This window comes from Acinetobacter sp. XS-4, from assembly GCF_023920705.1.
Taxonomy (GTDB): domain Bacteria; phylum Pseudomonadota; class Gammaproteobacteria; order Pseudomonadales; family Moraxellaceae; genus Acinetobacter.
Window position 1 is genome coordinate 808,725 of sequence record NZ_CP094657.1, and the last position, 13,962, is coordinate 822,686.

Annotated in this window: 10 protein-coding genes; 9 read left to right on the forward strand and 1 reads right to left on the reverse strand. The window is 38.6% G+C overall.

All coding sequences use genetic code 11. The features are described from left to right. Positions 1-260: 260 nt before the first annotated feature. The 6 genes from MMY79_RS03965 (at position 261) to sucD (ending at position 8,291) form a co-directional block, all read left to right on the forward strand. Positions 261-389: a hypothetical protein gene (locus MMY79_RS03965; RefSeq protein ID WP_002116082.1), complete on the forward strand. Its 129-nt coding sequence runs from the start codon at positions 261-263 to the stop codon at positions 387-389. Positions 390-546: 157 nt separating this feature from the next. After that, positions 547-3,387 carry a 2-oxoglutarate dehydrogenase E1 component gene (locus MMY79_RS03975; protein WP_252612181.1) on the forward strand — a complete coding sequence of 947 codons (2,841 nt, stop codon included), beginning with the start codon at positions 547-549 and terminating at the stop codon, positions 3,385-3,387. After that, complete coding sequence (gene odhB, locus MMY79_RS03980; RefSeq protein WP_133972066.1) at positions 3,387-4,577, forward strand: 2-oxoglutarate dehydrogenase complex dihydrolipoyllysine-residue succinyltransferase; 1,191 nt, start codon at positions 3,387-3,389, stop codon at positions 4,575-4,577. The genes MMY79_RS03975 and odhB overlap by 1 nt, the downstream gene beginning before the upstream one ends. Positions 4,578-4,638: 61 nt before the next feature. Continuing rightward, positions 4,639-6,072, forward strand: a complete 1,434-nt coding sequence (lpdA, locus tag MMY79_RS03985; protein ID WP_042897586.1) for a dihydrolipoyl dehydrogenase — start codon at positions 4,639-4,641, stop codon at positions 6,070-6,072. Between the two features lie 147 nt (positions 6,073-6,219). Then, positions 6,220-7,386: an ADP-forming succinate--CoA ligase subunit beta gene (gene sucC / locus MMY79_RS03990; RefSeq protein ID WP_003655470.1), complete on the forward strand. Its 1,167-nt coding sequence runs from the start codon at positions 6,220-6,222 to the stop codon at positions 7,384-7,386. A 14-nt stretch (positions 7,387-7,400) separates the two neighbouring features. Next, positions 7,401-8,291 (forward strand): succinate--CoA ligase subunit alpha, encoded by an 891-nt coding sequence (gene sucD, locus MMY79_RS03995; protein ID WP_003655479.1) that lies wholly within the window; start codon positions 7,401-7,403, stop codon positions 8,289-8,291. Between the two features lie 391 nt (positions 8,292-8,682). Here the strand turns inward: sucD and trpS are convergent, their stop codons facing one another. Then, positions 8,683-9,696: a tryptophan--tRNA ligase gene (trpS, locus tag MMY79_RS04000; protein ID WP_016137032.1), complete on the reverse strand. Its 1,014-nt coding sequence runs from the start codon at positions 9,694-9,696 to the stop codon at positions 8,683-8,685. 207 nt (positions 9,697-9,903) lie between these two features. Between trpS and MMY79_RS04005 the strand changes: the two genes are divergently transcribed. From MMY79_RS04005 to MMY79_RS04015, 3 genes are all read left to right on the forward strand, one after another. Further along, positions 9,904-10,833, forward strand: coding sequence for a DUF808 domain-containing protein (locus MMY79_RS04005; RefSeq protein ID WP_151768824.1), 930 nt, complete (start codon positions 9,904-9,906; stop codon positions 10,831-10,833). Positions 10,834-10,859: 26 nt separating this feature from the next. Further along, positions 10,860-11,759: a neutral zinc metallopeptidase gene (locus tag MMY79_RS04010; protein WP_252612182.1), complete on the forward strand. Its 900-nt coding sequence runs from the start codon at positions 10,860-10,862 to the stop codon at positions 11,757-11,759. Between the two features lie 243 nt (positions 11,760-12,002). Next, a complete protein-coding gene (locus tag MMY79_RS04015; RefSeq protein ID WP_252612183.1) occupies positions 12,003-13,505 on the forward strand; it encodes a cation:proton antiporter in 1,503 nt (500 codons plus the stop codon). Positions 13,506-13,962 lie beyond the last annotated feature (457 nt).

Here is a 13,962-nt window from a genome sequence, read left to right on the forward strand (position 1 = left end):
ATCCTTGATGTGCGTTTTTTTTTAACTTTATAATGTAAACTTTAGACTTTGGTCGAAAAAAATGAGATTTTTATATATTGCACCATATATTAAAAGATAAAATCGCATATGTATTTCGCCAATTTATAGGTGGTATGTGTCAAAAAAATCAATCGTTTGTTAAGAACATGATACGATTTGCCACAAAGTTATAGGTGAAAAAAGCGTATACTAGTGAAATTAATTTAAGCAGCACGATCTTAGATCTGTGCTTAATTTTTATGGTTAAAGTCATTTTAGAAAAGTTAATTTTAAAGTTAATTTTTCTAAAAAGATTTGCAAAAAATTGCTCGGTTTTAATCGAGTATAAGGTGAGTGATGATGCCATTGAGGGTGTTGTGATTCATTAATTACCTATGGAGTTTCCTCTCTAGGTAGTATGACGCCCCCTGGTCTTAACGACCTGTTGGGTAAGTAGTGCCTTTTTTACCAATTTGGCATTATGCATCATGGGTGTGCTTAAAAGGCAGCCTGTAATATTTTTTGCAATAGGAAATGGGTCCACAAATGCAAGAAGTTGCTGACGCATTGCGTCTTGACACTGAACTTTCCGCTGATAGTGCAGCGTATATTGAAGAACTTTACGAGCAGTACCTGTCTTCCCCAACCTCTGTAGCTGAGGACTGGCGCCAATATTTCGATAAATATCCAAAGGGTGACCAACCACACGGCGCTGTGCGTGAGCAATTCCTATTACTAGGACGTAATGCTAATCGTGTTCAACCTGTTGTACAAAGTACGGTAAGTACTGAGCATGAACGTCGTCAAATTGGCGTTTTACAACTTATTTCTGCTTATCGTAATCGCGGACATCAAAAAGCTAAGTTAGATCCATTAGGTCTTGCTAAGCGTGAAGATGTTCCTGATTTAGATCTTTCAGAACATGGTTTAACAAAATCAGATTTAGACACAGTATTCAACACAGGCAATCTTGAGATTGGCAAAAGCGAAGCAACGCTTGCTGAAATGATTGAAGCAATGGAAGCAATCTATTGTGGTTCAATCGGTGTTGAATATATGCATATTGTGGACACTAAAGAAAAGCGTTGGATTCAACAACGTCTTGAAAGTGTTCGTGGTCAGCTTAATTTTACAAATGATCAAAAGAAAGGGTTCTTGGAGCGTTTAACCGCTGCAGAAGGGCTTGAAAAATACCTAGGTAATAAATACGTTGGTGCTAAACGCTTTGGTGTAGAAGGTGGTGAATCTTTTATCCCTATGGTGAATGAAATCATTCAACGTGCTGGTGCTGTTGGTTGTAAAGAAGTTGTTATTGGTATGCCACACCGTGGCCGTTTAAACCTTCTTGTTAATATTATGGGTAAAAACCCTGCAGACTTGTTTGGCGAGTTTGAAGGTAAAGCTATTCATAAGAAAGGTTCTGGCGACGTTAAATATCATCAAGGTTTCTCAAGTAATGTAATGACTCAAGGTGGCGAAGTTCACTTGGCATTAGCATTTAACCCATCTCACTTGGAAATCGTTGGTCCTGTAGTTGAAGGTTCTGTGCGTGCACGTCAAGTGCGTCGTAGAGACATCGGCGGTGATGATGTATTACCAGTCATTGTTCATGGTGATGCTGCATTTGCAGGTCAAGGTGTGAACATGGAAACTTTCCAGATGTCACAAACTCGTGGCTATACGGTTGGTGGTACTGTACACATTATCGTGAACAACCAAGTTGGCTTTACAACTTCTGATCCACGTGATGCGCGTTCTACTGAATATTGTACTGACGTTGCAAAAATGATTCAGACGCCAATTTTCCATGTGAATGGCGATGATCCTGAAGCAGTAATCTTTGCTACTCAATTAGCACATGATTTCCGTCACGAATTCCGTAAAGACGTTGTACTTGACTTGTTCTGTTACCGTCGTCGTGGTCATAACGAAGCGGATGAGCCGTCTGGTACACAACCATTGATGTATCAAGTGATTGCTAAAAAAGCAACAACTCGTACACTCTATGCAGATCAACTTGTTCAAAACAAAGTAATTGATCGTGCTGAAGCAGACCAAATGGTTGAAGATTACCGTGCAGATTTAGAAGCCGGAAACCATGTGGCAAACGCTTTGGTACTTGAACCAAATACAAAAATGTTTGTTGATTGGACGCCTTATTTGGGCCATGACTATACAGACGATTGGGATACTTCATTTGACTTAAATCGCTTAAAAGAATTAGGCGAGGGCATGAGCAAACTTCCGGAAGGATTTGTTATGCAGCGTCAGGTGCAAAAAGTTATTGAAGATCGTGTGAAAATGCAAACTGGTGAAACTGCATTGAACTGGGGTGCTGCTGAAACTTTAGCTTACGCAACCTTAATCGATGAAGATTACCTTGTTCGTATTACTGGTGAAGACGTTGGGCGTGGTACCTTCTCGCACCGTCATGCAAAATTGCATAATCAGGTAGATGGTTCGACGTATATTCCACTTTGCAATGTCAAAGAAAACCAGCCTCGTTTTGCGATTTACGACTCTTTATTATCTGAAGAAGCTGTTCTTGCATTTGAATATGGTTATGCAACTACAATTCCTAAGAGTTTAATCATTTGGGAAGCGCAATTTGGTGACTTCGTAAACTGTGCTCAAGTTGTAATTGACCAGTTTATTGCTTCTGGCGAGACTAAATGGGAGCGAGTTTGTGGTTTAACAATGTTGTTACCACACGGTTTCGAAGGTCAAGGTCCAGAGCATTCATCAGCTCGTTTAGAACGTTTCTTACAGTTATGTGCTGAAGACAACATGCAAGTGATCACTCCAACGACACCTGCGCAGATTTTCCATGCATTACGTCGTCAAGCTGTACGCCCAATTCGTAAGCCATTGATCGTAATGTCACCGAAATCTTTACTTCGTCATAAACTTGCAACTTCTACTTTAGAAGAGCTTGCAAATGGTTCATTCCAAACTGTAATTGATGAAGTTGATCAAATTAACAAGTCGGATGTAACTCGTCTTGTACTTTGTGGTGGTAAAGTTTATTACGACTTACTCGAAAAACGTCGTGAACAAAACTTAACTAACGTCGCAATTGTACGTATTGAACAGTTATATCCATACCCAGAACAACGTCTTGCGGAAATCTTGGCTGCATATCCAAACGTGAAAGAACTTGTTTGGACACAAGAAGAGCCGAAGAACCAAGGCGCTTGGTTATTTATCGCACCGCGTTTATACGACGATATCTTAAAATCTGGCAAACAAATCCGTATCAGTTTTGCAGGTCGTGAAGCTTCTGCTGCACCAGCTTGTGGCTCACCGTACTTGCATGCAAAACAACAAGCTCAGCTAATTAATGATGCATTGGCAATCGAAGCTGAACAATCAGGAGATTCTCAATAATGGCAACCGAAATTAAAGCACCGGTATTCCCAGAGTCTGTTGCAGATGGAACCATCGCAACTTGGCATAAAAAGGTGGGTGAACCTGTATCACGTGATGAAGTGATCTGTGATATTGAAACCGACAAAGTTGTTTTAGAAGTGGTTGCTCCTGCAGATGGTAGCTTAGTTGCAATCATTAAAGGTGAAGGCGATACAGTTCTTTCTGACGAAGTGATTGCTCAGTTTGAAGCTGGTGCTGGTGCAGCTGCTGCTCCTGCAGTAGAGCAAGCAGTTGCTCAAACTCAAGCTGGTGCAGCTCCTGTTGTTGAGCGCACTGAAGCTGTATCTGGTCAAGCTCCTGCAGTTCGTAAAGCTTTGTCTGAAACTGGTATTGCTGCTGCTGACGTACAAGGTACTGGTCGTGGTGGTCGTATCACTAAAGAAGATGTGACTAATCATCAAGCTAAACCAGCTGCTAACGTTACTCCGTTAAGCGTAGCTGTTGGTGAGCGTATCGAAAAACGCGTTCCAATGACTCGTTTACGTAAGCGTGTAGCTGAGCGTCTTCTTTCTGCAACTCAAGAAACTGCAATGTTAACTACATTTAACGAAGTTAACATGAAGCCAATCATGGAATTGCGTAAGCAATATAAAGATGCGTTTGAAAAACGCCATGGTGCTCGTTTGGGCTTCATGTCATTCTTTGTTAAAGCTGTAACTGAAGCACTTAAACGCTATCCTGCGGTAAATGCTTCAATTGATGGCGACGATATTGTTTATCACGGTTACTATGACATCGGTGTTGCAGTATCTTCTGATCGTGGTCTTGTTGTACCAGTATTACGTGATACTGATCGTATGAGCTATGCAGAAGTTGAAGCAGGTATTGGTGCTTATGCTGCTAAAGCGCGTGATGGTAAATTATCTATCGAAGAAATGACTGGTGGTACTTTCACTATTACTAACGGTGGTACTTTCGGTTCATTACTTTCAACTCCAATTTTGAATCAGCCGCAAACTGGTATCTTGGGTATGCACAAAATCCAAGAGCGTCCTATGGCTGTAAATGGTCAAGTTGAAATCTTGCCAATGATGTATTTAGCGCTTTCTTATGACCACCGTATGATCGATGGTAAAGAAGCAGTAGGTTTCTTGGTAGCAATCAAAGAATTGTTGGAAGAGCCAGCTAAACTCATCCTTGATCTTTAATTTCTTCGAATAATATTACCGAGATAGAGTGATCCTCTATCTCGGACCATGGAGATAAACAATGTCTCAACAATTTGATCTTGTTGTTATTGGCGGTGGTCCTGGTGGTTATGAAGCTGCAATTCGTGCTGCTCAACTAGGTTTTAAAGTCGCTTGTATCGAAAAACGTATTCACAACGGTAAGCCATCTTTAGGTGGTACATGCTTAAACGTAGGTTGTATCCCTTCTAAAGCATTACTTGACTCTTCACATCGTTACGAAGATACAGTGCATCACTTAGCTGATCACGGTATTACTACAGGTGAAGTGAATTTTGATCTTGCTAAGCTTCTTGCTCGTAAAGACAAAATTGTTGACCAATTAACTGGTGGTATCGATCAATTGCTTAAGGGCAATGGTATTGAGTGGTTAAAAGGTACTGGTAAATTACTTGCTGGTAAAAAAGTTGAGTTTGTTTCACACGAAGGTGAGACTCAAGTTTTAGAACCTAAATACGTAATTCTTGCATCTGGTTCTGTACCTGTAAATATTCCAGTAGCTCCTGTAGATCAAGATATTATTGTTGATTCAACTGGCGCATTAAACTTCCCAGAAGTACCTAAACGTTTAGGTGTTATTGGTGCTGGTGTAATCGGTTTAGAACTTGGTTCTGTTTGGCGTCGTCTTGGTTCTGAAGTTGTTGTATTTGAAGCAATGGATGCATTTTTACCAATGGCTGATAAAGCATTGGCAAAAGACTACCAAAAACTTTTAACTAAGCAAGGTCTTGATATTCGTATTGGCGCTAAAGTTGCTGGTACTGAAGTTAATGGTCGCGAAGTGACTGTTAAATACACTCAAGGTGGCGAAGAAAAAACTCAGACTTTTGACAAATTAATCGTTTGTGTAGGCCGTAAAGCTTATGCAGAAGGTTTGTTGGCAGATGACTCAGGCATTAAATTGACTGAACGTGGTCTAGTTGAAGTAAACGATTACTGTGCAACTTCTGTAGAAGGTGTATATGCAATTGGTGACTTAGTTCGCGGTCCAATGCTTGCTCATAAAGCAATGGAAGAAGGTGTAATGGCTGTTGAGCGTATCCACGGTCATGCAGCTCAAGTGAACTATGACACAATCATTTCTGTTATCTATACACATCCGGAAGCGGCATGGGTTGGTTTAACTGAAGAACAAGCTAAAGAAAAAGGTCATGAAGTTAAAACTGGTCAATTCGGTTTTGCTGTAAATGGTCGTGCTTTAGCCGCGGGTGAAGGTGCTGGTTTTGTTAAGTTTGTTGCTGATGCAAAAACTGACCGTTTATTAGGTATGCATGTCATTGGACCTGCTGCATCTGATATCGTACACCAAGGTATGATCGCTCTTGAATTTGTATCTTCTGTTGAAGATCTTCAGTTAATGACATTTGGTCATCCAACATTCTCTGAAGTTGTTCATGAAGCTGCACTTGCTGTAGATGGTCGTGCAATTCACGCGATTCAACGTAAGCGTAAATAAAATAAAGAGCGGTTCTCCGCTCTTTTTCACATTTGATGGTGTGATTAAAAAAACATCAAGGTGATAGAGGTAGACAGCAATTTGCATATACAACATGAGAATGTTGCGCAAATTGAAGACAACAAACAAAGTTAAGTAGGTAACTAAATGAACTTACATGAGTATCAAGCTAAAGCGTTATTGAAAGAATATGGTATGCCGGTACAAGAAGGTATCTTGGCAACCAATGCAGACGAAGCAGTTGCTGCATTCGAACAGCTTGGTGGTAAATTCGCGGTAATGAAAGCGCAAGTTCATGCTGGTGGCCGTGGTAAGGCTGGTGGCGTTAAAGTTGCAAAATCAAAAGAAGACGTTATCGAATTCGCTAACAACATCATTGGTACTCGTTTAGTAACGTATCAAACAGATGCAAATGGTCAACCAGTAAACAGCATTATTGTTGCTGAAGACGTATACCCAGTTGAGCGTGAGCTTTACTTGGGCGCGGTTGTAGACCGTTCTAGCCGTCGCATTACTTTCATGGCTTCTACAGAAGGTGGTGTAGAAATCGAGAAAGTTGCAGAAGAAACTCCAGAAAAAATTATCAAAGTTGAAGTTGATCCATTAGTTGGCTTACAACCATTCCAAGCGCGCGAAGTTGCGTTTGCTTTAGGTTTGAAAGACAAGCAAATCAGCCAATTTGTTAAAATCATGGCTGCTGCTTACCAAGCATTTGTAGAAAATGACTTTGCATTATTCGAAATTAACCCACTTTCAGTTCGTGAAAATGGCGATATTTTATGTGTAGATGCAAAAGTTGGTATCGACTCTAACGCGCTTTACCGTTTACCTAAAGTTGCTGCTTTACGTGATAAATCTCAAGAGAATGAGCGTGAATTAAAAGCATCTGAATTCGATCTTAACTATGTTGCTTTAGAAGGTAACATCGGTTGTATGGTTAACGGTGCTGGTCTTGCAATGGCAACTATGGACATCATTAAACTTTATGGTGGTCAGCCTGCAAACTTCCTTGACGTTGGTGGCGGTGCTACTAAAGAGCGCGTAATCGAAGCGTTCAAAATCATCCTTGCTGATACATCTGTACAAGGTGTTTTAATTAACATCTTCGGTGGTATCGTACGTTGTGACATGATTGCTGAAGCAATTATTGCAGCGGTTCAAGAAGTAAACGTAACTGTTCCAGTTGTTGTTCGTTTAGAAGGTAACAACGCTGAGTTAGGTGCTAAATTACTTGATGAATCTGGTTTGAAATTAATTTCTGCGAACGGCTTGTCTGATGCCGCAGAAAAAGTTGTAGCTGCAGTTAAAGCGTAAGGGGAGTATCAATCATGAGCGTATTAATTAATAAAGACACTAAAGTATTGGTACAAGGTTTTACTGGTAAAAACGGTACTTTCCACTCTGCACAAGCTTTAGACTACGGTACAAAAGTTGTTGGTGGTGTTACTCCAGGTAAAGGTGGTACTACTCACCTTGACCTACCAGTATTCAACACAATGAAAGAAGCTGTACGTGAAACAAATGCAGATGCATCTGTAATTTATGTACCAGCTCCATTCGTTTTAGACTCTATCGTTGAAGCGGTTGATTCAGGTGTTGGCCTAATCGTTGTGATCACTGAAGGTGTTCCAACAATTGACATGCTTAAAGCAAAACGCTATTTAGAAACTAACGGTAACGGTACTCGTTTAGTTGGTCCTAACTGCCCAGGCGTGATCACTCCAGGTGAATGTAAGATTGGTATTATGCCTGGTCACATTCACCAACCAGGTCGTATTGGTATCATCTCACGTTCAGGTACATTGACTTATGAAGCTGTTGCTCAAACAACTAAGCTTGGTTTAGGTCAGTCTACTTGTATCGGTATTGGTGGTGACCCAATCCCAGGTATGAACCAAATTGAAGCTCTTCAATTGTTCCAAGATGATCCAGATACTGATGCAATCATCATGATCGGTGAGATCGGTGGTACAGCGGAAGAAGAAGCTGCTGAATTCATCAAATCTAACGTGACTAAGCCTGTAGTAGGTTACATTGCTGGTGTAACTGCACCTAAAGGCAAGCGTATGGGTCACGCTGGTGCGATCATTTCTGGTGGTCAAGGTACTGCTGAAGAGAAATTCGCTGCATTTGAACGCGCGGGAATGGCTTACACTCGTAGCCCAGCTGAGCTTGGTTCAACAATGTTGCAAGTTTTAAAAGAGAAAGGTTTAGCTTAATCGCTTTATCTTGAATCTTAAAAAACACCGCATCTGAAAATGATGCGGTGTTTTTTTATCTATTAAATAAAAATAAGTAATCAAAAAATAAAATATTTAAGCAAAAAAATACGTAATGATTGGGGTGATCATTACGTAGAACAACGAATCTGTAAAAACAGTTTCGGTTTAAGGAGAAATGTCGTGAGGTTCATATCATGTAACCTACATGATCAATAATAGAGATAGTTAAGAAATTCTTCATCGCTATTAGCGTTAATAAGTGTTACTTCACGTTAATAGGGTAAAAGCATGTGAATAGTCGTCAATACATTAGTAATTCTAAAAAATTATGTTATGAATAAAATAAGCATAAAAAAAAGCCCCGAAGAGCTTTTAGTTTTTTAAGGAATTAGAATTTAAATAATCCTAAACCATCTTTAACTTCATCTAAGGTTTGTTGAGTAATAAGACGACACTTATCTGTACCTTGACGTAAAACATCCATAATATAGTCAGGATCTTTAGCAAGTTCTTCACGACGTTCACGGATAGGGCTGATCAACTCTTTCAAAACACCTTCAAGGCGTTTTTTAACAGTTCCATCACCTAGGCCGCCGCGACGATAGTGCGCTTTTAACTCTTCAACTTCTTCTTTATTTGGATCAAATGCATCTAAGTAAGTAAATACAATATTTCCTTCAACTTGACCCGGATCTTCAATACGAAGATGATTTGGGTCGGTATACATTGCATTTACAGCTTTTTTGATGTCTTTATCAGAAGCATTTAAAACAATAGTATTACCTAATGATTTAGACATTTTTGCCTTGCCATCAAAACCAGGTAAGCGTGCCATATTTGAAAGCAAAGCTTTACATTCAGGTAAAAGGTCTTGACCAATTTGACGGTTTATTCGACGTACAATTTCATTGGTTTGTTCAATCATTGGAATCTGATCTTCACCCACTGGAACCACAGTCGCTTTAAAAGCAGTAATGTCAGCCGCTTGTGCAACAGGGTAGCAGAGGAAACCAGCTGGAATGTCACGCTCAAAACCGCGCATTTGAATCTCAGACTTAATGGTCGGGTTACGTTCTAAGCGTGCAACCGTCACGAAGTTAAGATAGAGCATTGTGAGCTCATTCAGTGCTGGTAAGCATGATTGAACGCAAATCGTGGTTTTTGTTGGATCAATGCCGACAGCTAAATAATCTAGAGCAACTTCCAAAATATTGCGACGGACTTTATCTGGGTTATCTGCATTATCTGTTAAGGCTTGTGCATCTGCTAACAAGAGATGTTGATGATGGCTATCCTGTAAACCTACACGAGAACGCAAAGAACCGACAAAATGCCCAAGATGAAGTTGTCCGGTTGGGCGGTCGCCTGTCAAAATAATTGGACGCTGATCAACATTACTCATTATTTATTCCACTGTCTTATTGGCTTAATCAGGGGTAGTAAGCCCTGCAATATAAAAGATTGGCATTATTGTACGGGAAATAAAAAAAATTCGTCAGCGATTGGTTAAACTTTTCTTAAAATAATATTGTGAATTTATTCAGTAAAATTACAGAAATTGAAAAAAATCATCTTACAATAGCCTAATAAATACAAACTTGGATAAGAAATGGCAAGTGGCTTACTTTTACTATTAGATGATATTGCAACAATTTTAGATGATGTTGCTTTAATGAGCAAAATGGCAGCAAAGAAAACTGCTGGTGTTTTAGGCGATGATTTGGCTTTAAATGCACAACAAGTTACAGGTGTGCGTGCAGATCGTGAAATACCTATTGTTTGGAAAGTGGCTAAAGGCTCATTTGTTAATAAACTTATTTTAGTTCCTTTAGCATTGTTGATTAGTGTGGTTGCGCCTTGGCTGATTAATCCACTATTAATGTTGGGAGGTTTATTTTTGTGTTATGAGGGAGTCGAAAAAGTTCTTCATACCATCATGCATAAAAAGCCCTCTACATCAGAAGAAGCAAAAGCAGAATTTGATAGTGAAGAATTAGATTTAGCAAATTTTGAAAAAGAAAAAGTAAAAGGAGCTGTTCGAACAGATTTCATTTTATCGGCTGAAATAGTTGTTATTTCTTTGGGTACCGTGGCTACAGCTAGTTTAATGACTAAGGTAAGCGTACTCAGTATTATTGCTATTGTGATGACAATTGGCGTTTATGGCTTAGTTGGCATGATTGTTAAGATTGATGATTTGGGATTATATTTAACGAAGCAAACTGCCTCATTTAAGCAAACTATAGGTCGAGGCTTATTAGCTTTTGCACCTATTTTAATGAAATTACTTTCAATCGTTGGCACTATTGCAATGTTCTTAGTTGGGGGAGGGATTATTAATCATACGATTCCGTTACTTCATCACTTAACTGAAAACACAGTAGATCATGTAGAAACAATACCGGCGGTAGGCAATATTATTGGTGCTTTAACACCGACATTAATTAATTTTGGAATAGGATTAGTTGCGGGAGCAATTGTTCTATTAATTGTGAGCTTAATACAAAAAATGTGGCCAAAAAAAGCATCGGGTTCATGATGCCATTCTAAAATAAGAGGGAAATTATGCGCTGGAAAGGTCGTCGAATTAGTACTAATGTGGAAGACCGTCGAGGTGGTGGCGGTGTTAAAGCAGGTGGTATTAGTATTATTGGCTTGGTCGTTGCATTTGTTGCGTGGAAGTTTTTTGGGGTTGATCCACAACAAGCTTATCAGGCAACTCAGCAAGTCACTGCGTCACAGCAGTCAAATGCAACTGCGCCAGAAAGTTTAACACCCGAGCAAAAAGAAGCCTCTGATTTTGTTGGAACTGTTTTGGCTGATACAGAGGATACGTGGGCTCCTATATTTAAACAGTTAGGTAAAACATATACGCCACCAAGATTGGTGCTATTTAGTGGAATGATTCAATCTGGATGCGGTACTGCACAATCTGCAATGGGACCATTTTATTGTCCAGCAGACCAAAAGGTTTATATCGATACAGAATTCTTTAAAGATATGCGCCAGCAAATGGGAATTTCTGGTGAGCAAAACCAAACTGAACTTTCAAGACAAGATCAGGCAGGTGATTTTGCTCAAGCTTATGTGGTTGCACATGAGGTAGGGCACCATGTTCAAACCTTGCTTGGTATTTCCTCACAAGTACAACAAGCCCGTGCACAAGCGAGTCAAAGAGAAGGTAATCAATTATCTGTTCGTCAAGAATTGCAAGCCGATTGTTTAGCTGGTATTTGGGCGAGTCACAATCAGCAACGTACTCAATTTTTAGAGCAAGGTGATATTGAAGAAGCGATGGATGCTGCTCAAAAAATTGGAGATGATTATTTACAGAAACGCTCAACTGGTCAGGTTGTTCCAGATAGCTTTACGCATGGTAGTAGTGAACAGCGAATGCACTGGTTTCAGGTTGGTTTAAAAACTGGTGATATTAACCAATGCGATACTTTTAACAATCCAGTTTAAGATTTTATAGGATGAGTCTTGTTAAACATATTTAAGAAGCTCATCCGTTTTTTCTTTAGATCATAACTATAAATAATGTTAAGAAATTTAACAGAGTGATAGATTGTTCATTCAATTCGTTAAACTTGTGTCCTAATTTCTGTTTTTTATGATTATGGCATTCTTCATGCCAGTTTTTTATTAAGTTTGGTCGATCTAACAAAGTTTCTCTTATTTGGTCGTTGACCCAGAAGAAGGGTATTCATGGGTAATTTTTTTCTACTACAAGCATTCACAGTGGTTTTTGCGCTATCAATTGCAACCACGATCTTTAATAAGCGAATTTTAGGCTTTCCACAGGCTATTGGTGTGCCGTTGGTCTCAGCAATTTTTGTCTTTATCTTACAATGGGGGGCAAGCCTACTAAACGGTAATCAGTTTATTACCATTAATATTCATAATATTGAAGAAGCAGTACGCCATATCGATTTTTATGATTTTTTAATTAATGGTGTCATTTGTTTTATTCTAACTTCTTCAGCACTTAAATTTAAAATTTCTGATTTAAGAAGTTACTGGAAGCAAATTAGTATTTTGGCCACTATTGCCTTAGTCATTTGCGCCGTTTTATTCGGTGGATTGCTCTATGGCTTCCAACTACTGGTTGGATATCATGTGCCAATTCTGGTGCTGTTACTTTTAGGCGCAGCTTTAGGAGCAACGGATCCTATTGGTATTAAAGGTGTACTTAGTTCGATTCGTGCACCGCATCATTTGATTGTTAAGTTAGAAGGCGAGTCACTATTTAATGATGCGATGTGTATTGCATTATTTATGACCTTGCTCAATGTTTTGCAAGGTGAACATTTTTCGTTAATGGCGACGCTAGAGGCGTTACTCTATGAAATCGTTGTTGCTGTCGGGATTGGTTGGGCATTCGGGGTAGGGGTGTTACGTCTATTACGTGGTAAACATGAAATGGAATCCCTGATTTTGACAACAGCTTTACTTGCGAGTGGAGCATATTTAGTGGCTTTGTTTGCCCATGCATCAGCACCGATTGCCTGTGTAATAGGCGGTTTAATTGTTGGAAACAAATGGAAAGAAATACGAGAAGAGCGAGAGATTCAAGAAGTTAATCATTTTTGGCATACTGTAGAAGGAATCATCAACTCATTTCTGTTTACTTTAATTGGTCTAGAGTTATTTATTCTTGATTTAAACTTTAGCCTAATTTTAGGCGGTATTGTTGCGTTCTTTATTCTACATATCTCTCGTTTTGCGGCCAACTTCATGGCTTTTGCCTTTTTCCCGAACATGCGGAAAATGAAAAGTTATAACGGTAGTTTAACCATTTTATCTTGGGGTGGGGTGCGAGGGGGGATTTCACTTGCATTGATTTTAGCGGTTGCCAATATTCCTGCATTAAGCCCTTATAGTAGTATCCTGATTGGCTATACTTTTATTAGTGTATTGTTATCAGGCATTGTATGTGGTCTAGGCCTACCGGCTGTGATGAATGCGTTTTATTACAATCCGAATGAAGAAACCGAAGGTCTAAAAGGTCTCTATCAACGATTGTGTCATAAGATGAATCGAAGAGGCTTTCAATATATTGTTGGAGAGGATACGCTGGGTCGAGAAACGATTACCGTTTTTAATCCAGATATTTTGGTAGACCAAAAAACTGAAGATGGAATTGCAACAATGCATGACCCAAATAAGTTACAAGAAGTAAAACGATTTGAGAGTCCGGATAATTTCTAAATATTTGCAGTTTTAAATTTTATAAGATATTTACAAATTAGGTTTTAGTGTAATAGTAAAATATTACCTAAAGCCTTTTTTTTCTATATATATCATTAATAATATATTTTATTTTATTAAGATATTAATAATTGTTATATGAATATTATAATTAAATGACATTTCAACAAATGGTAAATAATAAAATAAGAAATTTGTTTTATATATAAAACATTTAACGCAATTTTTCATTAAATTAACACAAGATAAACTTAAAGAAGACTTATATATAATTTGTATTAATTAAAATTTTTTCTATAGGTACTTTAGTATTTGTTTTTTTTATTTTAAAGTGGTTAATGTAAAAATGATCACATTACTTAATGTTTTTAAGTTGTAGGTCAAAAACTTGAAAACATTAAGTAAAAAGAATTATAGATAAAATCATTTAAATCAATAATATAAAAGGAATGCAGAC

Excerpts from the sequence above, each read along its gene's own strand:
- MMY79_RS03965 (WP_002116082.1), top strand. The coding sequence starts at position 261 with ATGGTTAAAGTCATTTTAGAAAAGTTAATTTTAAAGTTAATTTTTCTA.
- MMY79_RS03975 (WP_252612181.1), top strand. The coding sequence starts at position 547 with ATGCAAGAAGTTGCTGACGCATTGCGTCTTGACACTGAACTTTCCGCT.
- odhB (WP_133972066.1), top strand. The coding sequence starts at position 3,387 with ATGGCAACCGAAATTAAAGCACCGGTATTCCCAGAGTCTGTTGCAGAT.
- lpdA (WP_042897586.1), top strand. The coding sequence starts at position 4,639 with ATGTCTCAACAATTTGATCTTGTTGTTATTGGCGGTGGTCCTGGTGGT.
- sucC (WP_003655470.1), top strand. The coding sequence starts at position 6,220 with ATGAACTTACATGAGTATCAAGCTAAAGCGTTATTGAAAGAATATGGT.
- sucD (WP_003655479.1), top strand. The coding sequence starts at position 7,401 with ATGAGCGTATTAATTAATAAAGACACTAAAGTATTGGTACAAGGTTTT.
- trpS (WP_016137032.1), bottom strand. The coding sequence starts at position 9,696 with ATGAGTAATGTTGATCAGCGTCCAATTATTTTGACAGGCGACCGCCCA.
- MMY79_RS04005 (WP_151768824.1), top strand. The coding sequence starts at position 9,904 with ATGGCAAGTGGCTTACTTTTACTATTAGATGATATTGCAACAATTTTA.
- MMY79_RS04010 (WP_252612182.1), top strand. The coding sequence starts at position 10,860 with ATGCGCTGGAAAGGTCGTCGAATTAGTACTAATGTGGAAGACCGTCGA.
- MMY79_RS04015 (WP_252612183.1), top strand. The coding sequence starts at position 12,003 with ATGGGTAATTTTTTTCTACTACAAGCATTCACAGTGGTTTTTGCGCTA.